At 68.8% G+C, this 22,099-nt stretch carries 21 protein-coding genes; 12 read left to right on the forward strand and 9 right to left on the reverse strand.

Annotated elements, in window-relative coordinates; genetic code table 11:
* Positions 1 to 21 precede the first annotated feature (21 nt).
* The 3 genes from FS845_RS11510 to FS845_RS11520 form a co-directional block, all read right to left on the reverse strand.
* Positions 22 to 1,479, reverse strand: coding sequence for an efflux transporter outer membrane subunit (locus FS845_RS11510; RefSeq protein WP_144634710.1), 1,458 nt, complete (start codon positions 1,477 to 1,479; stop codon positions 22 to 24).
* 116 nt (positions 1,480 to 1,595) lie between these two features.
* The gene (locus tag FS845_RS11515) at positions 1,596 to 2,072 is read right to left on the reverse strand and encodes a MarR family winged helix-turn-helix transcriptional regulator (RefSeq protein WP_144634712.1); all 477 of its coding nucleotides are present in this window, start codon (positions 2,070 to 2,072) and stop codon (positions 1,596 to 1,598) included.
* 72 nt (positions 2,073 to 2,144) lie between these two features.
* Positions 2,145 to 3,005 (reverse strand): DMT family transporter, encoded by an 861-nt coding sequence (locus tag FS845_RS11520; RefSeq protein ID WP_144634715.1) that lies wholly within the window; start codon positions 3,003 to 3,005, stop codon positions 2,145 to 2,147.
* Between the two features lie 123 nt (positions 3,006 to 3,128).
* On the opposite strand from FS845_RS11520, the gene FS845_RS11525 reads away from it, so the two are divergent.
* The gene (locus tag FS845_RS11525) at positions 3,129 to 4,088 is read left to right on the forward strand and encodes a DMT family transporter (protein WP_144634718.1); all 960 of its coding nucleotides are present in this window, start codon (positions 3,129 to 3,131) and stop codon (positions 4,086 to 4,088) included.
* Between the two features lie 82 nt (positions 4,089 to 4,170).
* On the forward strand, positions 4,171 to 5,160 hold the full coding sequence (locus tag FS845_RS11530) for a quinone oxidoreductase family protein (RefSeq protein ID WP_144634721.1): 990 nt from the start codon (positions 4,171 to 4,173) through the stop codon (positions 5,158 to 5,160).
* A 182-nt stretch (positions 5,161 to 5,342) separates the two neighbouring features.
* Here the strand turns inward: FS845_RS11530 and htpX are convergent, their stop codons facing one another.
* Positions 5,343 to 6,221, reverse strand: a complete 879-nt coding sequence (gene htpX / locus FS845_RS11535; protein ID WP_144634723.1) for a protease HtpX — start codon at positions 6,219 to 6,221, stop codon at positions 5,343 to 5,345.
* A gap of 153 nt (positions 6,222 to 6,374) precedes the next feature.
* On the opposite strand from htpX, the gene FS845_RS11540 reads away from it, so the two are divergent.
* Entirely contained in the window at positions 6,375 to 7,232 is an 858-nt protein-coding gene (locus FS845_RS11540; RefSeq protein WP_144634726.1) for a DMT family transporter, read from the forward strand.
* A 155-nt stretch (positions 7,233 to 7,387) separates the two neighbouring features.
* Positions 7,388 to 8,251: a sulfurtransferase gene (locus tag FS845_RS11545; protein ID WP_144634729.1), complete on the forward strand. Its 864-nt coding sequence runs from the start codon at positions 7,388 to 7,390 to the stop codon at positions 8,249 to 8,251.
* Between the two features lie 4 nt (positions 8,252 to 8,255).
* On the opposite strand, the gene FS845_RS11550 is transcribed toward FS845_RS11545, so the two are convergent.
* On the reverse strand, positions 8,256 to 8,819 hold the full coding sequence (locus FS845_RS11550; RefSeq protein ID WP_144634732.1) for a phosphonate degradation HD-domain oxygenase: 564 nt from the start codon (positions 8,817 to 8,819) through the stop codon (positions 8,256 to 8,258).
* An 11-nt stretch (positions 8,820 to 8,830) separates the two neighbouring features.
* Positions 8,831 to 9,706, reverse strand: coding sequence for a LysR family transcriptional regulator (locus tag FS845_RS11555; protein ID WP_186332270.1), 876 nt, complete (start codon positions 9,704 to 9,706; stop codon positions 8,831 to 8,833).
* A 153-nt stretch (positions 9,707 to 9,859) separates the two neighbouring features.
* On the opposite strand from FS845_RS11555, the gene FS845_RS11560 reads away from it, so the two are divergent.
* From FS845_RS11560 to FS845_RS11580, 5 genes are all read left to right on the forward strand, one after another.
* Positions 9,860 to 10,936: a putative 2-aminoethylphosphonate ABC transporter ATP-binding protein gene (locus FS845_RS11560; RefSeq protein WP_144634738.1), complete on the forward strand. Its 1,077-nt coding sequence runs from the start codon at positions 9,860 to 9,862 to the stop codon at positions 10,934 to 10,936.
* Positions 10,914 to 12,761 (forward strand): putative 2-aminoethylphosphonate ABC transporter permease subunit, encoded by a 1,848-nt coding sequence (locus FS845_RS11565; RefSeq protein WP_144634741.1) that lies wholly within the window; start codon positions 10,914 to 10,916, stop codon positions 12,759 to 12,761. Before FS845_RS11560 ends, FS845_RS11565 begins: the two co-directional genes overlap by 23 nt.
* Positions 12,762 to 12,777: 16 nt before the next feature.
* A complete protein-coding gene (gene phnX, locus FS845_RS11570) occupies positions 12,778 to 13,608 on the forward strand; it encodes a phosphonoacetaldehyde hydrolase (protein WP_144634744.1) in 831 nt (276 codons plus the stop codon).
* A gap of 169 nt (positions 13,609 to 13,777) precedes the next feature.
* The gene (locus FS845_RS11575) at positions 13,778 to 14,800 is read left to right on the forward strand and encodes a putative 2-aminoethylphosphonate ABC transporter substrate-binding protein (protein ID WP_144634747.1); all 1,023 of its coding nucleotides are present in this window, start codon (positions 13,778 to 13,780) and stop codon (positions 14,798 to 14,800) included.
* Positions 14,797 to 15,924 carry a TIGR03364 family FAD-dependent oxidoreductase gene (locus FS845_RS11580; RefSeq protein ID WP_144634751.1) on the forward strand — a complete coding sequence of 376 codons (1,128 nt, stop codon included), beginning with the start codon at positions 14,797 to 14,799 and terminating at the stop codon, positions 15,922 to 15,924. Before FS845_RS11575 ends, FS845_RS11580 begins: the two co-directional genes overlap by 4 nt.
* A 261-nt stretch (positions 15,925 to 16,185) precedes the next feature.
* On the opposite strand, the gene FS845_RS11585 is transcribed toward FS845_RS11580, so the two are convergent.
* From FS845_RS11585 to FS845_RS11595, 3 genes are all read right to left on the reverse strand, one after another.
* Positions 16,186 to 17,340 (reverse strand): aromatic ring-hydroxylating oxygenase subunit alpha, encoded by a 1,155-nt coding sequence (locus tag FS845_RS11585; RefSeq protein WP_144634754.1) that lies wholly within the window; start codon positions 17,338 to 17,340, stop codon positions 16,186 to 16,188.
* A gap of 264 nt (positions 17,341 to 17,604) precedes the next feature.
* Positions 17,605 to 18,615 carry an acyltransferase gene (locus FS845_RS11590; protein ID WP_144634757.1) on the reverse strand — a complete coding sequence of 337 codons (1,011 nt, stop codon included), beginning with the start codon at positions 18,613 to 18,615 and terminating at the stop codon, positions 17,605 to 17,607.
* A 183-nt stretch (positions 18,616 to 18,798) separates the two neighbouring features.
* Complete coding sequence (locus tag FS845_RS11595; protein WP_144634760.1) at positions 18,799 to 19,770, reverse strand: Bug family tripartite tricarboxylate transporter substrate binding protein; 972 nt, start codon at positions 19,768 to 19,770, stop codon at positions 18,799 to 18,801.
* A gap of 104 nt (positions 19,771 to 19,874) precedes the next feature.
* Between FS845_RS11595 and FS845_RS11600 the strand changes: the two genes are divergently transcribed.
* The 3 genes from FS845_RS11600 (at position 19,875) to FS845_RS11610 (ending at position 22,058) form a co-directional block, all read left to right on the forward strand.
* On the forward strand, positions 19,875 to 20,723 hold the full coding sequence (locus tag FS845_RS11600; protein ID WP_144634763.1) for an IclR family transcriptional regulator: 849 nt from the start codon (positions 19,875 to 19,877) through the stop codon (positions 20,721 to 20,723).
* A 148-nt stretch (positions 20,724 to 20,871) separates the two neighbouring features.
* The gene (locus tag FS845_RS11605; protein ID WP_144634766.1) at positions 20,872 to 21,141 is read left to right on the forward strand and encodes an exodeoxyribonuclease VII small subunit; all 270 of its coding nucleotides are present in this window, start codon (positions 20,872 to 20,874) and stop codon (positions 21,139 to 21,141) included.
* A 5-nt stretch (positions 21,142 to 21,146) separates the two neighbouring features.
* Positions 21,147 to 22,058 carry a polyprenyl synthetase family protein gene (locus tag FS845_RS11610; protein WP_144634769.1) on the forward strand — a complete coding sequence of 304 codons (912 nt, stop codon included), beginning with the start codon at positions 21,147 to 21,149 and terminating at the stop codon, positions 22,056 to 22,058.
* The last annotated feature ends 41 nt before the right edge of the window (positions 22,059 to 22,099 follow it).

Here is a 22,099-nt window from a genome sequence, read left to right on the forward strand (position 1 = left end):
GGAGAGTCGGGTCGTTCGGTATCAGTGGGAAGTGGCGGCGCCGGCCTGCGGCGCTTCGGGCTGGGCCGCGCCGGCATCGGCGGCTTGGGCCGTGTCGGGCCGATAGCCGCCGCCCAGCGCATAGGCCAGGTCGGCATCGAGCTGGTAGGCCCGGGCCTGCAGGTCGGTGTCCAGGCGCGCTTGCGTCAGCACGCTCGTCTGCGCCGTGAGCACGGACAGGTAGTTGCCCATGCCGGCCTTGTAGCGCTGCACCGCGATGTCGTAGGCCGATTCGATGGCCTCGCGCGCCTGGCGCTGTTCCTGCTTCTCGCGGTCGATCAGGCGCAGCGCGTCCAGCGCGTCCGCGGTCTGCTGCACGGCGTCCAGCACGGCCTGGTTGTAGTCGGCCACGGCCAGGTCGGCGTCGGCGCGGCGGCCCGCCAGGTTGGCGTTGAGCTCGCCGCCGTGGAAGATCGGCAGCGTGATGGCCGGGCCGATGCCCGCGGTGCGCGAGGCCGCGTCCAGCAACTGGTTGGTGCCCAGCGCCTGGAATCCGGCGAAGGCCACCAGGTTGACGTTGGGATAGAACTGCGCCTTGGCCGCATCGATCTGGCTGCGCGCGGCCTCGGCGCGCCAGCGCGCGGCGACCACGTCGGGACGGCGGCCCAGCAGGTCCAGCGGCACCGCGGCGGGCACGACGCCGGACGGCGCCGTCAGCCTGACCGGCTGCACCGATTGCCCGCGCGCCGGGCCGGCCGCGGCCAGCGCGGCGATCTGGTTGCGCAATTGGGCGATGGTGGTCTCTTCCTGGGTCAGCTCGACGCGGGCGGCCGCCAGCAGCGACTCGGCCTGCTTGACCTCGACCTCGGTGTCCAGGCCCGCGCCCAGGCGGCCACGCGTGATGTCCAGCACGTCGGCGCGCTGCTTGAGCGTGCGCTGCAGCACCTCGCGCTGCGCGAAGCCGTTCTGCAGGTTCAGGTAGCTGCGCACCACGGCGCGCGACAGCACGTTGCGCGCGGCCTGGGCGTCGGCCGAGGCGGCATCGCGCTGCGACACCGCGGACGTCAGCAGGGCGCGGTTCTTGCCCCAGAAGTCCAGCTCGTAGGTGAAGTCCAGCGCCAGGCGGTTGTCGCTGACCACCGAGCCGCCCATGGGGGCGGGGTAGATGTAGTTCTTGGGCAGGTGCTCGCGCGACAGCGAATAATTGCCGTCGACGCGTGGCAGCAGCGGCGCGCGCGAGCGCGACACGGCGGCGTTGGCCTGCGCCAGCCGCGCCTGGGCGGACGTCAGCGACGGATTGCTGGCCAGGGCTTCGTCGACCAGTTGGTCGAGCTGCGTGTCGCCGTAGCGGCGCCACCATTGGGCCTCGGGCCAGGCGACGTCCTGCTGGACCAGGCCCAGGCGGGCGCCGTCGAGCTGCGCGGCGGGCGGCGCGGCCGGATCCATCAGTGCGCAGCCGCCGAGCGCAAGCATCAGAGTCGTGAGGAGTAAGCGTTTCATTCTGACGAAAAGCTGAAAGTATTTGACTGATCTGTAATTGCCTAGGCAACTATATGCTGATAAAAAACGGATGACTTTGACAGCCGTACCGGCGGCAGGGTCATCCGTTGCGGGTGTCAGGTGCCATTGGCCAGCATGCGCCGCAACAGATGGCGCAACTGGCAGACCTCTTCGGGCGAGAAGCCGCGCAGGTGGTGATTGAGCACCTTGGCGATGTAGGCGGGAATCTGCCGGCCCTTTTCCTTGCCGCTGTCCGTCAGTTCGATGCGGATGACGCGCCGGTCTTCCAGGCTGCGGGTGCGGCGCACCAGGCCCTTGGCCTCGAGGCGGTCAAGCGTGCGGGTCATGGCGCCGGTGTCCACGCCGTTGAGGCGGGCCAGCTCGGCCGGCGTGTCGGCGCGGCCCTTGCACAGCAGGGCCAGGGGCCGCCATTGCATGGCCGTGAGCTCCAGCGGCGCCATTTCCTGGTCGAGCATGCGGTTCATCGAGTGGAACACCTGCTTGATGAGAAAGCCGGTGTTGTCGTCGCTGAGGTTCTGGCTGTCGCTGCGGTAGTGCTGGACGCCGTCGGAAGGGGAGCGGGATTCGGTCATGATGGTCGCCAATATATCTGACTAGGCAACTACTGTAAATGCAGGGGTTTGCGCCCCAAGCCACACCGGCAGTCAGTGGGCCGGCTTCCTCAGCCCCGACCACACGATGGCCGCCACGATCAGCACGCCGCCCGCGATCATGCGCACGGTGGGCTGCTGGCCGAACAGCACCCAGGCGAAGGCGATGGCGTAGACGGGTTCCAGCGCGATCACCAGGCCGGCGCTGCGCGCGTTCAGGCGCGTCAGGCTGGACACGAACAGATAGTGCGACAGGCCCGTGCAGAATACGCCCAGCAGCGCCAGCCACATCCAGTCCAGGGCGCTGACGGTCGGCAGGTGCACGGCCGCGGCGGGCAGCAGCGCCAGCGCCACCACGATGTTCTGGCAGCAGGCCACCTGCATGGCGTCGATGCCGGCGGCCGAGCGCCGGTTCATCAGGGCCAGCAGGGCGAAGCACAGGCCGGACAGCAGGCCCCAGGCCAGGCCCACCGTGCCCTGGTCGGCCAGGTCGAACGAGGGCGTGACCAGCACCAGCCCGGCCGTGACCAGAGCCAGCACGGCCCATTCCGCCGCGCGCACCTTTTCGCGGAACACCAGGCCCTCCAGCAGCGTGATGAAGGCCGGGAAGCTGGCGAAGCCCAGCGTGGCGATGGCGATGCCGCCCACCTTGACCGAGATGAAGAACGTGACCCAGTGGGCGGCCAGCAGCAGGCCGGCCAGGATCAGTCCCGTCAGTTGCGCCGGCGCCAGCGGGCTGAGCAGCCGGCGTCGCTGCAGGCGCGCGAAGAAGGCCAGCGCCACCACGGCGAACAGCGCCCGGCCCAGCGTGATGACGCTGGCGCTGGCGTGGATCAATTCGCCGAACACGCCGGTCAGGCCGAACAGCACGGCGGCGAAGTGGATCTGGATCAGGGCGGAGCGGTGGGCGGTCATGGAGGAGGCGGCGGCGGAAGACTGTCTTGGCGAGGCGGCGCGCGGCGCGGCGCATGGTCCGCATCGGCGAAAAGATGGCGCCCCGCGCGCGGCGAGCGGGCGGGCAAACTATAAAATGATCGCATGAATCCATCCGCCGAGTCCGTGCCCGCCCGCTTCCTGCGCACCCCTTCCACGCAGCGGCTGGCGGGTTTCCTGCTGGCGTCGCTGGGCGCGATCCTGTTCGCGGGCAAGGCGATCGTCGTCAAGCTGACCTACCGCTACGGCATCGACGCCGTCACGTTGATCGCCTTCCGCATGCTGTTCGCGCTGCCGTTCTTCGCCGCCATCGCGTGGTGGCAATCGCGCCGGGCCACGCGCGGCGAGCTGCCGCTGCTGACCGTGCGCGAGCGCCTGAAGATCTGCCTGCTGGGCCTGTTGGGCTACTACTTCTCCAGCTTCATGGACTTCATCGGCCTGCGCTACGTGTCGGCGGGGCTGGAGCGGCTGATACTGTTCCTGTCGCCCTCGATGGTGGTGCTGCTGTCGGCGGCATGGTTCAAGCGTCCCGTGCTGCGGCGCCAGTGGATCGCGATGGGGCTGTCGTACCTGGGCGTGGTGCTGGTGTTCGCGCACGACCTGGGCCAGAACGCCGGGTCCGATGTCGTGACAGGGTCTTTCTTCGTTTTCCTCTCGGCCCTCAGCTATGCTGTCTACCTGATCAGCTCGGGCGAGATCGTCAAGCGCGTCGGCGCCACCCGGCTGGTGGCCTATGCCATGACGGTGTCGTGCGTGGCCTGCCTGGTGCAGTTCGCGGTGGTGCATCCCGTCTCGCTGCTGTTCTCCCAGCCCGCCGGCGTCTACGGCTATTCCATCATCCACGCCACCCTCAACACGGTGGTGCCGGTGTTCATGCTGATGTGGGGCGTGGTGCTCATCGGCGCGCCCACGGCGGCGCTGCTGGGCATGCTGGGGCCGGTGTCCGTGCTGTTCCTGGCGGCCTGGTTCCTGGACGAGCCCATCACGCTGTGGCAGTTGGCCGGCACGGTGCTGGTGCTGGGCGGCGTGCTCGTGCTGTCGGGCCGCAGCCGGCGCGTGGGCTAGGTCTGTTTTTTTCGCGCGTGGTCCCCTCGGGCCGGCCGCGCGCTTCGATGCTTACACTCATTGAACAAGAAAGGAGGCCGGCATGGCCAGCAAGCTCGTCAAGGCAATCCGTATCGAACAGCACGGCGGACCGGAAGTCCTGAAGGTCGCCGAGGTCGAGGTGCCGGCGCCGGCGCCCAATGAAGTCACCATCCGCCAGCACGCGGTCGGCCTGAACTTCATCGACATCTACTACCGCACCGGCCTGTATCCGCATCCGCTGCCGCACGGCCTGGGCTTCGAGGCCGCCGGCGTGGTCGAGGCCGTCGGCGCCGAGGTGGGCCACCTGAAGGTGGGCGATCGCGTGGCGTACGGCCAGAGCCCGCTGGGCGCCTATGCCGAGGCCCGCAACGTGCCGGCCGCGCAGGTCGTCAAGCTGCCGCGCGGCGTCGAGTTCGACGATGCCGCGGCGCTGATGCTCAAGGGCCTGACGGTGCAGTACCTGTTCCGCCAGACCTACCGCCTGCAGGGCGGCGAGACCATCCTGTTCCACGCGGCCGCCGGCGGCGTGGGCCTGATCGCCTGCCAATGGGCGAAGGCGCTGGGCGTGAAGCTGATCGGCACGGTGTCCAGCCCCGAGAAGGCCGAGCTGGCCCGCGCCAACGGCGCCTGGGAGACCATCGACTATTCGCACGAAAACGTCGTCGAGCGCGTGCTGGAGCTGACCAAGGGCAAGAAAGTGCCGGTGGTGTACGACGGCGTGGGCAAGGACACCTGGGAAACCTCGCTGGACTGCCTGGAGCCGCGCGGCCTGATGGTCAGCTTCGGCAATGCCTCGGGCCCGGTCACGGGCGTGAACGTGGGCCAGCTCAACCAGAAGGGCTGCCTGTACCTGACGCGCCCGTCGCTGGGCCTGCACGTCAACACGCCGGAGAAGCTGAAGGCCGCTGCCGACGAGATGTTCGGCCTGGTCACCAAGAAGAAGATCAAGGTCCGCATCGACCAGCGTTACACGCTGGAGCAGGCGGGCGACGCGCAGGCCGCGCTGGCCGCGCGCAAGACCACCGGCGCCACCGTGCTGACGCTGGGTTGATCCCTACGGCGTGATCCGCGGCGGTGGCATGCGCCGCCGCGGGCCCGCTTGCAGCGCGCCGCTTGCAGCGCGCCGCAAAAGCATCGGGCCGGACTGCGTTGCGCAGTCCGGCCCGTTCTTTTTCAGCAAGCTTTTCGATGGCATGCGCTGGCCGCGCAGGCGGCCAGCGCATGCCGGGCGTATCAGCCCATGCGGCCCTGCAGCGCCGCGATGCGGTTCTGGATGGGCGGGTGCGACGCGAACAGCGCGGCGATGCCACCCTTGCCGGCGATGCCCGAGGCCTGGAAGGACTTGGGCAGATCGCCCGGCTCCAGCCCGCCAAGGCGGGCCAGCGCGCGGATCATCGGTTCGCGCGAACCCATCAGGTGGGCCGAGCCCGCGTCGGCGCGGTATTCGCGCTGGCGCGAGAACCAGGCCACGATGACCGAGGCCAGGATGCCGAAGATGATTTCACAGACCAGCACGGTGATGTAGTAGCCGGGGCCCACGCCGCGCTCGTTCTTGAAGACCGCCTTGTCGATGAAATAGCCCACCAGGCGCGCCAGGAACACCACGAACGTGTTGACCACGCCCTGGATCAGGGTGAGCGTGACCATGTCGCCGTTGGCGATGTGGGCGACCTCGTGGCCCAGCACCGCGGCCACTTCCTCTTCGGTCATGCTGTCCAGCAGGCCGGTGGACACGGCGACCAGGGAGTCGTTCTTGAAGGCGCCGGTGGCGAACGCGTTGGCCTCGCCCTCGTAGATGGCCACTTCGGGACGGCCGATGCCGGCGCGGTCGGCCAACTGGTGCACGGTTTCCACCAGCCAGGCCTCGCGGTGGTTGGCGGGCGCGTTGGGATCGATGACCCGCGCGCCGGTGCTCCACTTGGCCATGGGCTTGCTGATGAGCAGCGAGATGATGGCGCCCGTGAAGCCGACCACCACCGAGAACACCAGCAGCGCCTGCATGTTGATGCCCTGGGCGGTGATGTAGCGATCGACCCCCAGGATACGCAGCGTGGCCGACAGCACGACCATGACTGCGAGGTTGGTGATGACGAACAGGAAAATGCGCTTCATGTTTCTTGTATTCCTCTGCGAGCGGTATGACCTGGTTTGACGGCCTCCCTGGCGCCGGGTTCCCCGCGGAACCCTGGCGTACAGGGGCTGGCCTTTCGAGGGGGAGTATAGTATCGCTTTCCCTTATTTCAATATTCCCCGGCGGTTGGCCCCATGCAGGCACTTTGGATGTTGTTGGCGTCCGCGATGTTCGCCATCATGGGGTCGTTCGTGAAGCTGGGTGTCGACCACGGCGCCACGCTGCCCCAGGTGATTCTCTTTCGCGGCCTGCCCTCGGTGGTCCTGCTGCTGATCTGGGCCCGGGCCGGTCGCCAGTCCATCCTGCCCACCAGTTGGCGCCTGCACCTGTGGCGCAACGTGGCGGGCGTCTCGTCCATGTGGCTGGGTTTCTTCGCCGTATCCCACCTGCCGCTGGCCACCGCCACCAGCCTGAACTACACCGCGCCCCTGTTCATCGCCTGCTGGATGCTGGGGTGGGGCGGCGCTCAGCGCGATCCCGTGCGCATCGCGGCAGTGGCCGTGGGGTTCTTCGGCGTCATCGCCGTGCTGCGGCCCAGCATCGGGGAAGACCAATGGATGGCCGCGCTGGCCGGCCTGGTGGCCGGCGCCATGTCCGCCGTGGCCATGATGCAGATCCGCCAGCTGGGCCGCATCGGCGAGCCCGAGTGGCGTACCGTGCTGTTCTTCTCGGTGGGGGTGTGCGTCAGCAGCTTCGTCGGCCTGGGCGTCGGCGGCTGGGGGCACGCCGACCTGACCGGCTACCTCTCGCTGATCGGCGTGGGCACCGCGGGCCTGTTCGGCCAGTTGGCGCTGACGCGCGCCTTCGGCCACGGCTCGGCGCTGCTGACGGCGGCGCTGCAATACACCACTATCATCTTCGCCGCGCTGATCGGCATGGGATTCTGGGGCGACGTGCTCGACGGCTTCGCCTGGACGGGCATCGGCATGATCATCTGCGCGGGCCTGCTGTCGGTCTGGCGCACGATGCGCGAGCCGGCCTCGGCGCGGTAAGGGCTCGGACGCTGCCTGCCCCGCAAGGCGGCGGGGCGGCTTGGCGGCGGTCCCGGATCGGCCGATCGCGACCGCGCCGCTGCGCGATGTGGATACACTGTTCCCATGCGGGCCTGATCGCCAGGCTTCCGGCAGCCCTTCCTTGGAGTACTTCCATGACCACCCCCCTGATCTCGGTGACTGAACTGGCCGCGCGTGTAGAGGCCGGCGACGCCGACAGCGGCGAACTGCGCATCTTCGACGTCCGGCACGACCTGATGGACGCCACCGCCGGCCGCCGCGCCTTCGAACCCGGCCACGTTCCGGGCGCGCGCTTCCTGGACCACGAGACCGAGCTGTGCGCCGCGAAGACCGGCCGCAACGGCCGCCACCCGCTGCCCGACCGGGATCGATTCGCCGGCCTGATGGCGGCGCACGGCGTGCGTCCAGATACCCTGGTAGTGGCGTATGACGCCAGCGGCGGCACCTTCGCCGCGCATCTGTGGTGGATGCTGCGCTGGATCGGGCACGAGCACGTGGTGGTGCTGGATGGCGGATGGCAGGCCTGGAACGCCGCCGGCCTGCCGGTGCAGGCGGGTCCCGCCGCGCCGCTGGCGCCGTTGCCGGATGCGAAGGCGGGGCGTCAACTGGTGGGCGCGGTGGACGTGCAGGCCGTGCTGGCCAATATCGAGCAGCCCGATTTCTCGCTGCTTGATGCCCGCGCGGCCAACCGCTATCGCGGCGAGGTCGAGCCCATCGATCCAGTCGCCGGCCACATTCCGGGGGCGCTGAACCGTCCCAACAGCGAGAACCTGGAGGCCGACGGCCGGTTCAAGGCGCCCGCGCAGCTGCGCGTCGAATTCGAGACCCTGCTGGCCGGCCGCGCGCCCGGATCCATCGTGCACCAGTGCGGCTCGGGCATTTCGGCCTGCCACAATCTGCTGGCCATGGAAATGGCGGGCCTGGGCGGTTCGCGCCTGTATCCCGGCTCGTGGAGCGAGTGGGTGGCGGATCCCGCCCGGCCGGTGGCCAAGGGCTGAGCGCCTAACGGGACGCCACCGCCACGCGCGAGATGCCTTCGGCCACGCCCAGGAAGTAGTCCAGCGAGCCGGTGGACATGGTGGGCGACTTGGCCATGTCGTCCCAGCGGCGCAGCCGGATGGCGTCCGGCGCGCCGGGCAGGGCGGCGAAGTCGGTCGCCTGCATGGCGTCGAAGCTGCCGCCCTGCAGCGCCAGGCTGCGGCGCGAATCCTCGGACAGCAGCTGCAGGTAGCCCGGCTCGACGAAGCTGAGATACCGCTTGGCTTCGACGTGCAGGCGGATGGGTTCGAGCACGCCGCCGCCGAACAGTCCGCGCAGGAACGGCAGCACGAAATACTGGTGCTTGTCGTCGATGCCCGCCAGGGTGGGCGTGGCGGGATGGTCGGCCAGCAGGTGGCCCAGGTCGTGCAGCAGACAGGCCGTCACCAGCTCCGGGCTGGCGCCGTTCTGCTCGGCCAGGGTTGCCGTCTGCAGCGCGTGCCGCAGGTGGCTGACCGGCTCGCCGTCGTAGGCGCGGTGGCCGCGCTCGAGGAAAATCCGTTCGATGTCGCTCAGGCTCAGGGCCATGATCACTCCTTTCAGCCCGGGCTTCCCGCGGCGGCAGGGGCCATCTCCAGGAAGCGGGCAATCAGCTGCGCGGGCTGCCGCTCGCGCAGGCAATAGAGATACTCGTGCATCAGGATTTCAGCGTCCGCCACGGCCAAAGTGGCCAGTTCAGTATGCGCCGGAATCTCGCGGCTCGGAATCAGGCTGATCCCGAGGTTGAACAGGACGGCCTGGCGGATGGATTCGCGGCTGCCGATCTCCAGCACCCGCTTGGGGGCGACCCCCGCTTCCTGCAAAGCCTGTTCCGTTAGTTGCCGAGTCATGGAGCCAGGTTCCCGTAACAGCAAGGTATATTGCGCGACGTCGTGCAGGCTGGCCTGGGCGCGGCCAGCCAGCGGGTGGCTGCGGTGCATCACGATGCGTAGCGGATCGCTGGCGATCTGGCGGCGGTAAAGGTGCGCGTCCTGCATCAGGTAGGACGAAGTGGCCACTTCGATGCGGTAATCCTGCAGCGCCTGCAGCATGGAGTGCGAGTTGCCGATGGTCAGCACCAGGTCCACGCCCGGATAGCGCTGGTTGTAGCGCTGCACGGTCTCCATGATGTAGTAGGGGCCGGTGGCGCCGATGCGCAGGTGGCCTTCGCGCAGGTCGCTGGCATCGCGCAGGCGGAACTCGATCTCGGTTTCCTGCTGCACCAGCTTCTCGACCTGGGGCATCAGCCGGCGGCCGGCCTCGGACAGGTGCAGGCCGCGGCCCTGGCGATGGAACAGTTCCAGGCCATAGCGCGATTCCAGCTGGCGCAACTGGGCGGTGACGGTGGGTTGGCTGACGCCCAGCTGGGCGGCGGCCTTGGTGACGGTGCCGCAGCGCGCCACGGCATAGAAGGATTTGAGTTCGGCGACCAGCACGGTACGCGACGCCTTCACGAAAAATCGAGGACCGGCCAGTTCACCAAAATTCCTTGATGTTTTCATTACTGCATTTTCGAGAAGTGTAATAAATGGTGCATGCGCGCCTCCGATACTGGCGGGGTACCTGGTCAGACCCGAAGGAGACACGCCATGGCACTTCCCGAGCAGGCGTTCCTTTCGGTGCGCAATCTCGTCAAGCACTACGGGCCGCATCGCGCGTTGTCCGACGTGTCGCTGGACATCCAGGCGGGCGAGCTCGTGTGCCTGCTGGGGCCGTCGGGCTGCGGCAAGACCACGTTGCTGCGCGCCATCGCGGGGCTCGAGCAGCAGGACAGCGGCGCCATCGTGCTCGGCGGGCGCGACATCTCCCGCGCGCCGCCGCAGGCGCGCGACTACGGCATCCTGTTCCAGTCCTACGCGCTGTTTCCCAACCTGACGGTGGCGCAGAACGTGGCCTACGGCTTGGGCGGCCGACTGGGCCAGCGCGCCCGGGTGGCCGCGCGCGTGGCCGACATGCTCGAGATGGTCGGCCTGGCCGGCATCGCCGCGAAGTACCCCGGCCAGATCTCGGGCGGCCAGCAGCAGCGCGTGGCGCTGGCCCGCGCGCTGGCCCCTTCGCCCTCGCTGCTGCTGCTGGACGAACCCATGTCGGCGCTGGACGCCCGCGTGCGGGACCACCTGCGCACCGAGCTGCGCGCCTTGCAGCGCCGCCTGTCCATCACCACGCTGATGGTCACGCACGACCAGGAAGAGGCCATGGTGATGGCCGACCGCATCGCCGTGATGAACGCAGGCGTGATCGAGCAGGTCGGCACGCCGCGCGAACTCTATCGCACGCCCGCCTCGGCCTTCATCGCCGATTTCGTGGGCGAGGCCAACTGGCTGCCCTACGAGCGCATCGAGGCGCACCGGGCCCGCGTGGGCCGGCACGTGCTGGCCGTCGACCGTCCGCTGGGCGACGCGGCGGGCCGGCTGTTCCTGCGGCCCGAGGCCGTGCGCGTCAGCACGGCGCGGCCCGACGGGGCGGCCAACGCGCTGCTGGCCGAGGTGCTGGACGGCGTGTTCCTGGGGCGCGGCTATCGGATGTCGTTGCAGCCCGAAGGCATGCCGGGCACGACCCTGCAGTCCATCGTTTCCAGTGAAACCGGGGATGCCCTGCTGGGCGCCCACGCCGCCGGCCGTTGCTGGGTGGAGCTGCCTCGGGATGCGCTACGTGCCTACGCTTGAATCGCAAGGGGGAGCCGGGGCCGCGTCCCTACACGCATCCGCACCCGCGACGGGCTACGCATCTGCATCGCCCGCGAGACGTGCGGTCACCGCCGGTTCCTCGGGCGCCGGCCCCGGACACGGCCAGCCCGCGATCCCCGCCCGCCGTCCGCTGCCCGCCTGGGCCTCGCACCTGGGCGCGCCCGCAGGGCAGTCGCTCTACGCGCTGCTGCTGGTCCTGTTCCTGGCCCTGCCGCTGGCCGCGATCCTGGTCCGCGCGTTCGGCGGCGATGGCGATGGCGTGGCGCTGATCGCCAAGATCGTCGGCGACGCCGCTTTCCTGGGCATGGTCGGCCGCAGCCTGGCGGTGGGCGCCACCACCGTGCTGCTGGTGGTGCCCAGCGCCTATGCGTACGCCTATGGCCTGGCGCGCTCGCGTATCCCGGGCAAGGGCGCGTTGCGGCTGGCGGCGCTGCTTCCGCTGCTGGCGCCGTCGCTGCTGCCCGGCATCGCGCTCATCTACCTGCTGGGCAACCAAGGCCTGCTGAAGGCGCTGTCGGGCGGCCAGACCATCTACGGCTTCTGGGGCATCGTCGTGGGCGAGGCGTTCTACACCTTCCCGCACGCGCTGATGATCCTGCTGACGGGCCTGAGCCTGGCCGACGGCCGGTTGTACGACGCGGCGCGGGCCATGGGCGCCGGCCCGCTGCGCACCTTCATGACGGTGACGCTGCCCGGCACGCGCTACGCCGTGTTCTCGGCCTGCTGCCTGGTGTTCACGCTGACCGTCACCGACTTCGGCGTGCCCAAGGTGGTGGGCGGCGACTACAACGTGCTGGCCATGGAAGCCTACAAGGCCGTGTTGGGGCAGCAGAACTTCGCCAAGGGCGCCGCCATCGGCATCCTGTTGCTGGTGCCGGCCGCGCTGACCTTCCTGTGCGACCGCCATCTGCGGACCCGTGCCGGCGCCGCCTTGAGCGGCCGCGCCCAGCCCTACGCACCGGGCCGCAATCCCGGCCGCGACGCGATTTTCCTGGGCCTGCTGGCCGTGCTGGCGCTGTTCATCGTCGGCATCGTCGGCGTGGCGGTGTGGGCCTCGTTCGTGAAGATGTGGCCGTACAACCTGACGTTGGCGCTGCGTTCGTACGACTTCGACAACATGGATGGCGGCGGTTGGCTGGCATGGCGCAACAGCGTGCGGCTGGCCTGCTGGACCGCCGTGGTGGGCACCGCGCTGGTGTTCACGGGCGCCTGGCTGCTGGAGAAGCTGCCCGCGCGCCGTCGCCCCGCGCAGGCGCTGCGCGGCGCCACCCGCGCGCTGGCGCTCACGCCCATGGCCGTACCCGGCCTGGTGCTGGGGCTGGGCTACATCTTCTTCTTCAACCATCCGGCCAATCCGCTGGCGCCGCTGTACGGCACGATGGCGCTGCTGGTGGCTTGCTCCATCGTGCACTTCTACACCAGCGCGCACCTGACGGCGACCACCGCGCTGAACGCGCTCGATCCGGAGTTCGAGGCCGCCTCGGCTTCGCTGAAAGTGCCCGCGCCCATCACGTTCCTGCGCGTGACGCTGCCGATGTGCCTGCCCGCCGTGATCGACACCGCGCGCTATCTCTTCATCTCGGCCATGACCACCGTGTCGGCCGTGGTGTTTCTCTACAGCCCGCAAACCGTGCTGGCCTCCGTGGCCGTGCTGAACATGGATGACGCGGGCTTCATCGGACCGGCCGCCGCCATGTGCACGGTGATCATGGCCACCTCGGCCATGGCCGCCTTGCTGCTGCACCTGGCCAGCCGCGCGCTGGTGGCGCGCACCCAGGCCTGGCGCCGTCCGGCTCTTTCCTGATGGGATGTCTCGCACCATGACGCAAACGCAATTGCCCGTCCGCCTAGAGGCGGTGATCTTCGACTGGGCCGGCACCCTGGTGGACTTCGGTTCGTTCGCGCCCACCCGCGTGTTCGTCGACGCCTTCGCCCAATTCGGCATGACGGTCACGCTGCAGGAAGCGCGCGGCCCCATGGGCATGGGCAAGTGGGACCACATCCGCACGCTGTGCAACGACCCGGGCATCGCCGGCCAGTATCGCGAGCGCTTCGGCCGCACGCCCACCGACGACGACGTCACCGCCATCTACGAACGCTTCCTGCCCATGCAGGTGGCCAAGGTGGCGCAGTACTCGGCGCCCATTCCCGGCGCGGCCGACGTGCTGCGCACGCTGCGCGCGCAAGGCCTGAAACTGGGCTCCTGCTCGGGCTATCCCGAGGTCGTGATGCGCCACGTGCGCGAGCGCGCCGAACCCGAAGGCATCCGTCCCGACTGCGTGGTCGCCAGCGACGACGTGCCGCGCGCGCGGCCCGCGCCCGGCATGGCGCTGCGCAACGTGGTGCTGATGGGCCTGGCCGACGTGGCCGGCTGCGTGAAGGTCGACGACACCGCGCCCGGCATCGAAGAAGGCCGGCGCGCCGGCATGTGGACCGTGGGCCTGCTGCTGTCCGGCAACGCCGCCGGCCTGTCGCTGGACGAATACCAGGCGCTGGACGATGCGGGCCACGAGGCCGCGCGCCTGCGTGCCCGCGCCGAGCTGACGCGCGCCGCGCCGCACTACTTGATCGACACCGTCACCGAGCTGCCCGCCGTGCTGGAGCAGATCGCGGCACGCCTGGCGGCCGGCGAACGGCCGCAGCAGTGCTGAGGTCTTTTGGCCGCATCGACGCCGGGCGGCCGGGCCGACACCGGCCGCCTTACTGGCGCGATGCCTTCCCGGCGCCCGCGCGCGGCGGCCTGCCGCGCGGTGGTACGCAAGCCGACGGGCTGAACACGTTTTCGCCGCACCTACAACAACCCTACGCAGGAGTCACCTCATGAAGCGATATTCCCTCACGCTGGCGGCCTTGGCGCTGGCCGGCCTCAGCGGCGCCGCGGCCGCCGACACCACGCTCACCGTCTACACCGCGCTGGAAGCCGACCAGATCAGGGCCTACCAAACCGCCTTCGAGAAAGCCAATCCCGACATCAAGATCCAGTGGGTGCGCGACTCCACCGGCATCGTCACGGCCAAGCTGCTGGCCGAGAAGAACAACCCCAAGGCCGACGTCATCTGGGGCCTGGCCGGCACGTCGCTGGGCCTGATGGCCAAGGAAGGCATGCTGGAACCCTACGCGCCCAGGGGCCTGGACCAGATCGACGCCAAGATGCGCGACGCGGCCGCCACGCCGTCGTGGGTCGGCATGGACGCCTTCGCCGCGGCCGTGTGCGTGAACACCATCGAGGCCAAGAAACAGAACCTGCCCATGCCCGCCTCGTGGCAGGACCTGACCAAGCCGGTGTACGCCGGCAAGATCGTCATGCCTAATCCAGCCTCGTCGGGCACGGGCTTCCTGGATGTCAGCGCCTGGCTGCAGATCTTCGGCGAGGACAAGGGCTGGGCCTTCATGGACGCCCTGCACAAGAACATCGGCAGCTACACGCATTCGGGCTCCAAGCCCTGCAACATGGCCGCCGCCGGCGAGTTCCCCATCGGCGTGTCGTTCGACTACCGCGCCGCCAAGCTGAAGGCCGACGGCGCGCCGATCGAGCCCGTGTTCCCGTCCGAAGGACTGGGCTGGGAAGTCGAAGCCACCGCCATCGTCAAGGGCACGAAGAATATGGACGCCGCCAGAAAGCTGGCCGACTTCTCCGCCAGCCGCGAAGCCAACGAGCTGTACAAGACCAACTTCGCCGTGCTGGCTATCCCGTCGGTGGCCACCTCCAATCCCAACCTGCCGGCGGACCTGGGCAGCCGCATGATCAAGAACGACTTCGTGTGGGCGGCCTCCAACCGCGACAAGATCCTGGCCGAGTGGACGAAGCGCTACGACGGCAAATCCGAGCCCAAGAAAAAATGAAGACGTATGACGTAGTGGTGGTCGGCGCCGGGATTCTCGGCGTCGCCCATGCCTGGGCCGCGGCGCGCCGCGGCCTGTCGGTGGCCGTGGTGGAACGCAGCCGTCAGGCGCACGGCGCCACCGTGCGCAATTTCGGCCAGGTGCTGGTGACCGGCCAGGCGCCGGGGCTGATGGCCGAGCACGCCCGCCAGGCGCGCGAGCTGTGGCTGCAACTGGCCGGCCGTGCGGGCTTCCACGTGCGCGCCAACGGCAGCCTGGTGGTGGCGCGCACGGCGCAGGAAGAGGACGTGCTGCAGGAGTTCATGGCCACGCGCCACGACGCCGAAGGCTATCGCGCCGAGATGCTGACGGGCCGCGAACTGGCCGGCCTGTTCGGCGGCCGCCTAGGCCATCACCGCGCCGCGCTGCGCGGCCTGGACGACCTGCAGGTGTACTCGCGCGAGACGCTGCCCACCATTACGGCCTACCTGGCCAACGACCTGGGCGTGCAGTTCGAGACCGCCACGCTGGCGCGCGCGGCGGCGGGCGGCGAGGTCCACACCTCGGCCGGCACGCTGCGCGCCCGGCACGTCTTCGTGTGCCCCGGCCACGACTATCTGACGCTGTATCCCGAGTTGTTCGCGCCGCTTGCGCTCGAGGTCTCGCGCCTGCAGATGCTGCGCGTGCGCTTCGAGACGCATGCCTTCGATCTGGACCGCCCGTTGCTGACGGGCCTGTCGTGCGTGCACTACGGCGCCTGGTCGGACCTGCCGTCGGCCCAGGCGCTGCGCGCGACGTTGCAGGAACGGCATCCCGAGCTGCTCGCGCACGGCATCCACCTGCTGATCAGCCCCACGCCGTATGGAGAGTTGATCGTGGGCGACTCGCACGCGTACGGCGTGGACGCCTCGCCGTTCAACGCGGAGGCGGTCGACGACATGATGCTGGACCTGGCCTCGCAGGCGCTGGCGTGCCGGTTGAAGGTGGTCGAGCGCTGGCAGGGGGTGTACGGGGCGCATGGACCGGCGCCGTTCTCGGTGCTTCAAGCCGATGCGCAGACGACGGTGGCGGTGATGCACTCCGGCGTCGGGATGACGGTGGGCTTGGCGATTGGTGAGAATGCCGTAGCTGGCGTGCTTGGCTGACGTTGGAGTTGGTTGATGCCCGAGGTGATTGAGGTATCACGTTAGTGATGGTCCTGATCCTCTCGGGCATTTTCTCGTTCTGTGATGCGGTGGTTCGAGTTCTTGAGCCGCCGCGGGCAGTCATGCGGGGTCGCGCCGGCCAAGTCGTTCGGCTCGGGCGCCTGGTGGCGCGCCCGAGCCGACCGACTTGGCCGGCGCGGGCACGGCCCCTGGCCAAGGACGCCCTACAACGAACGATTCGTCAACACACAACGTCCGCCGTCACTCGGAAGCGTCCTCTCCCATCACTCCCCGATACCACTCGTGGAAATGCTGCATCCCGTCTTCCATCGGCGACTGGTACGGCCCCGCCTCGGTGGTCCCGCGTTCCATCAACGCCCTGCGCCCCGCATCCATGCGTTCCGCGATCTCGTCATCCTCGATCGCCGTTTCCATGTACGCGGCCCGCTGCGCCTCGACGAACTCGCGCTCGAACGCCACGATTTCCTCGGGGTAGTAGAACTCAACCACGTTCACCGTTTCCTGCGGGCTCTTGGGATAGAGCGTCGACAGCACCAGCACGTGCGGATACAGCTCGATCATGTGCGTCGGGAAATACGTGACCCACACCGCGCCGAAATCCGGCGCGCGGCCCGCGCGGAAGTCCAGCAGGCGATCGTGCCACTGGCGGTACACGTCCGAACCCGGCTGCGCCAGGGCCTGGTGCACGCCCACGCGCTGCATGCTGTACTGCTCGGCGAATTCCCAGCTCAGGTCGTCGCACGTGACGAAGCGGCCCAGGCCCGGGTGGAACGGCCCCACGTGATAGTCCTCGAGGTACACCTCGATGAACGTCTTCCAGTTGTAGTTGCACTGGTGCACTTCGACGTGGTCGAGCACGTAGTCGCCGAAGTCGAACTCGGGCCGCGCGAACAGCGGTGCCAGGTCGGCCGAGGGGTCGCGCGGACCTTCGAACAGCAGCCCATGGCAATCGCGCAGGCGGAAGCGCTGCAAATTCATGCAGGGCGTGGCCTCGAACTGCGGCGCGCCCAGCAGTTCGCCGCGATCGTTGTACGTCCAGCGGTGCAGGGGGCAGACGATGTTGCCCCCCGTGCCCTTCAGGCTGCCGTGGGTGTTCACGTTGCCGCTGACATTGCCCGCGGCGCCGCCAAGCATCAATGCCTGGCGATGGCGGCAGACATTTGAGATGAGTTCGACGCCTTGCTGGTTGCGAACCAGCGCGCGGCCTCCATTCTCCTGGACCAACGTGCGAAAGTCGCCCACTTCGGGCACGAGTTTCTCGTGGCCGACATACAAGGCGGACTGCTTGAAGATGAGTTCTTGCTCGCGCGCAAAGCGGGCTTCGTCAAAGTAGGCATTGACTGGAAGCTGGGTGCGAGCTGGCACGACATGTGCCATCCGACCAACGTCGGTCATGATTCCCTCCGCTCGGATCAAAAAGCCAGGTCTCGCGACGCGGCGTATGGAACCCCTCGGCCACGTGATACGTGGATGCCGGGGTTTGCCATGAGGTCTAGCGGGAGGATCTTGGTAGATATGTCTCGCTTCGCCCGTGCCGTGCTGCTTACCTGGCGCGAAGAAAAATCGGACTGGCCGATACCAAACCCTAGAGTGTACCCGAATTGAGAGGGCGCCGCCCGTACTCATTTCATGACAGTGTCATGAAACTTCAGGGTTTTTTCAAACGAGCGACCGCGTCACGGCGTGCCTGCGCAGCAGCCAACTGAGCGACGCCGACAGCGCGAACACCGCCGCGGCCATCACCGGCAACTGCCACGCCTGGGCCGTTCCCGCCGTATACAGGCCGGCGCGCTGCGCCACGTCCAGGAACACGGGGTGGATGAGATACACGCCGAACGTCAGCGGCGCCAGCCAGGGCAGTGCCGGGATGCGCCGCGAGTTCACGATCCACTGGAACGCGGCCAGCGACATCAGCGGCACGGTCAGGCTGAAGTAGTCATAGAAGTACAGGTTGAGCGCCCCCGTCTGCGACAGCACGTGCACACCTGCCGCGGTCACGGCGATGCAAGCCAGCGCCACCAGGCCGGCACGGGGCAGGCGCAGTTCGCCGTCGAAGATCATGCGGCCGGCCATGAAATAACCCAGGTAGGGCAGGGACCACGTCAGGAAGAAGCCGCTGCTGATGCCCAGCGCCTGCCGGTACAGCGCGTCCAGGATGGCCACGCCCAGGATGCCGACCACCAGCAGCCTGCGGCTGTGGACGCTGCTGCGCGCATACAGAATGCGTACCAGCGGCGCGAACAGGTACAAGCCCACGATCATGTACAGGTACCACAGGTGGTAGTACGGGGCGCCTTCGGCCACCTTGCGCGGCCAGAACGAGACGTCCAGCCGCCCGTCGTCCCACCAGTCCAGCGTGGTGCGCCAGGCCAGGTAGAACAGCGTCCAGAAGGCCAGCGGCGCCAGGATGCGCGCCACGCGGCGGCTGTAGAAATTGCGGATGTCCTGCGGGCGGGCGGGATCCAGCAGCAGGGCGCCGCTGACCATCACGAACACCGGCACGCACCAGCGCGCGGCGGAGTCGTACAGGTTCGCGGCCAGCCACGCGCCGCTGCCGTAAGTGGCGGCGTCGGAGACCGTCTGCGCGGCGCTGTGCAGCAGTACGACCGCCAACGCTGCCAGCCAGCGGGCGGCGTCCAGTCTTGCGTAGCGGTCGATCGGGTCGGACATTGCTCGGAACGCGGCTGCCGTGCGGACCGGGCATCGGTCCACGTACGGGCCATGTCCACCTTAGCAGCGCCCCGGGAGAAACGGCTGTTTCGAGCTGTTAGCCCTTCGCGGCCGGACCCAGGCACGTCGCGCGCCCCGCCCAGGGGCGCGCATGCCGCACGGTTTGTTACCGCGCGGCGAGGCTTATTGCACCTGCACGTTGGCCTGCTTGACCAATTGGCCCACAACAGGCTGTTCGTTCTTCATCTGCGCGGCCAGTTCCTCGGCGGTGCCGTTGCGCGGATTGATGCCCATCTCCAGCAGCTTCTTGCGCACGGCCTCGTCTTTCAGCGTGACCTGCAGCGCCTGCTGCAGGCGCGCCACCGCCTCGGGCGGGGTGCCCTTGGGCGCGACGAAGCTGAACCATGCCGTCATGTCGAACTTGGGATAGCCTTCCTCGGCCAGCGTTGCCAGCTTCGGCAGCGAGGGCAGGCGCGTCGGGCTGGTGATGCCGAAGGCATTGACCTTGCCCGCGTCGGCCTGCGGCATGCCGGTGGCCACCATGTCGAAGAACACGTCGACGTCGCCGCTGATCAGCGCGGGCAGGGCCTGCGTGGCGCCCTTGAACGGCACGTGCAGCATGTCGATGCCGGCCTGTTCCTTGAACAGCTCGCCGGCCAGGTGCGACGACGTGCCCGGACCGAAGCTGGCCATGCTCAGCTTGCCGGGATTCTTCTTCGCGTACTCCACCAGCTCCTTGGTGTTCTTGAAGGGCGCCTTGGGGCTGGCCAGCAGCACCAGCGGGCCGATGCCCACCATGCCGATCGGCGCGAAGCCGTCCGGGTCGTACGGCAGTTCCTTGTACAGGAAGCGGTTGGTGACCAGCGTGGAGTTGGTCGCCATCAGGATGGTGTAGCCGTCCGGATTGGCGCGCGACACGAAGGCGGCGCCGATGTTGGTGCCGGCGCCGGCCTTGTTCTCCACGATCATCGACTGGTTCAGTTCCTTGCCCATGCGCTCGGCCAGCACGCGAGTCAGCACGTCGGTGGCGCCGCCGGCGGGGAAGGGGGACACCACCGAGATGGGGCGTTCCGGGTAGCCGGCCGCGGTGGCGGCAGTGGCGAAGGCCGACGACAGCAGGGCGGCGGCAAGTAGTTTGAATCCGTTGCGAAGCATGGTCTTTCCCTTGTGTTGCGTATGACGCTGGTGTGTAGTTAAATTCCGTATTATGGAATTTAGTTTTGTCATTCGAAACAAACTATAAAAACCTTGCGACCACCATGCAACCCTTTTCTGACCGGGATAACCCGCCCGCGGAGCCTTCCGGCCCGGCGCGGCGCAAACGGGCCGAGGCGGGGGGCGATGCCGCCAGCCGTCCGGAATTCGTCACGGCCCTGGCGCGCGGCCTGTCGGTGATGCGTTGCTTCCAGCCCAGCGCCCACGCGCCCGGCAACCAGGCGCTGGGCAACCAGGACCTGGCCCGGCTCACCCGCCTGCCCAAGGCCACCGTCAGCCGCCTGACGTACACGCTGACCGAACTGGGCTACCTGCGCTATCACCCGGACACCGGCAAGTACTCGCCCGGCTACGGCGTGCTGGCGCTGGGCTTCGGCCTGCTGGCGGGCATGGAGGTGCGCGAGCTGGCCCGCGGCGCCATGCTCCAGCTGGCGCAGGACACGGGCGGCGCGGTGGCGCTGGGCGCGCTGGACGGCGACGCCATGGTCTACCTGGAAGCCGTGCACGGCTCGTCCGCGCTCTATCTGCGTCTGCCGGTCGGCTATCGCGCCAGCCTGGATACCGCCATGGGCCGTGCCTGCCTGGCCGGCCTGCCGCGCACGCAGCGCGATGCCGTGCTGGCGCGCCTGGGTGCGGCCGGGCCGTCGGCCGAGTTGGTCGAGCGCGCCGCCGATGAACTGCTGCGCGACGGCTGCTGCTACGCCATCGGCGAATGGCAGGCCGGCATCAACGCCGTGGCCGTGCCGTTCACCTCGGCCACCGGCGAGGGCCGCTTCGTGCTCAGTTGCGGCGGCCCCGAAAGCCTGTTGCCCGAGACCGACCTGCGCGGCCGCGTCGCCGCCATGCTGCGAACCGCCGCGGCGCACCTGTCTGCGCCGCCGCTCGTGCGCTGAGCGCGGCCAGGCACGCCGCCTGCCGGGCATGTCCGGCAATCCCGCATCGCAAGCGTGCGGCACGGCCGCCTCGCGGCTTCCATCGCCCATGATCCCGTACAATCCCGGGATTCCCCCTCCTTATTTCTGTTGCGCTCCGGAGACCCGCTTGGCCCCGACGAAGCAAGCCGATCCTCAGACCCCTAACGACCGGCCCCTGCCGCAGGATTTCGAGACGGCGCTGGCCGAGCTCGAATCCCTGGTGGCAGCCATGGAGGACGGCACCCTGCCGCTCGAACAATCGCTGGCCGCCTATCGCCGCGGCGTCGAACTGACGCGCGTCTGCCAGGAGCGCCTGACGCAGGCCGAGCAGCAGGTCAAGGTGCTGGAAGGCGACCTGTTGCGGCCGCTGGATCCGACCGCGCTCGACGACGAATAGAACGGATGACGCAGAATCACCTCGCTTTCGCGGACTGGCTGCAGGAATGCGCGGAGCATGTGGAACACGTGCTCGACGACCTGCTGCCGGCCGCCGACACCGCGCCCGCGCGCCTGCATGAAGCCATGCGCTACGCCGTGCTCGGCGGCGGCAAGCGCGTGCGCGCGGCGCTGGTCTACGCGGCGGGGCAAGCCTGCCCGATCAGCGGCAGCACGGTCGCCGTCGACGCCTCGCTGGACCGCGCCGCGGCCGCCGTCGAGCTGATCCACGCCTATTCGCTGGTGCACGACGACATGCCCTGCATGGACGATGACATGCTGCGCCGCGGCCGTCCCACCACCCACATCCAGTTCGACGAAGCCACCGCCATGCTGGCGGGCGACGCCATGCAGCCGCTGGCCTTCGAGTTGCTGGCCGAAATGCCCATCGCGCCTGCGCTGGGCCTGCAGGCCACGCGCGTGCTGGCTCGCGCGGCGGGCAGCCTGGGCATGGCGGGCGGGCAGGCCATCGACCTGGGCAGCGTCGGCCGCACGCTGTCGCGTGACGAACTGCAGACCATGCACAGCATGAAGACCGGCGCCATGCTGGCGTGCAGCGTGTCGCTGGGCGGCATCGTGGCGGGCGCGAGCTCCAGCGTGCGGCAGGCGCTGGACGTCTATGCGCAGGCCGTCGGCCTGGCTTTCCAGGTGGTCGACGACGTGCTGGACGTCACCGCCGATTCGGCCAGCCTGGGCAAGACGCCGGGCAAGGACGCCGCCGACAACAAACCCACCTACGTATCGCTGCTGGGCCTGGACGAGGCCCGCCGGTTCGCCCGCGAACTCGGCCAGACCGCGCACCGCGCGCTCGAGCCCCTGGGCGAGGGCGGCGCGCGCCTGGCACAACTGGCCGACTTCATCGTCCTGCGAGACCGCTGACCTTTCACGCGCGGCAACCGCGCACCGGATAGCCTCCATTC

Origin of the sequence: Bordetella genomosp. 13 (assembly GCF_007679965.1) — a bacterium.
GTDB lineage: Bacteria > Pseudomonadota > Gammaproteobacteria > Burkholderiales > Burkholderiaceae_B > Bordetella.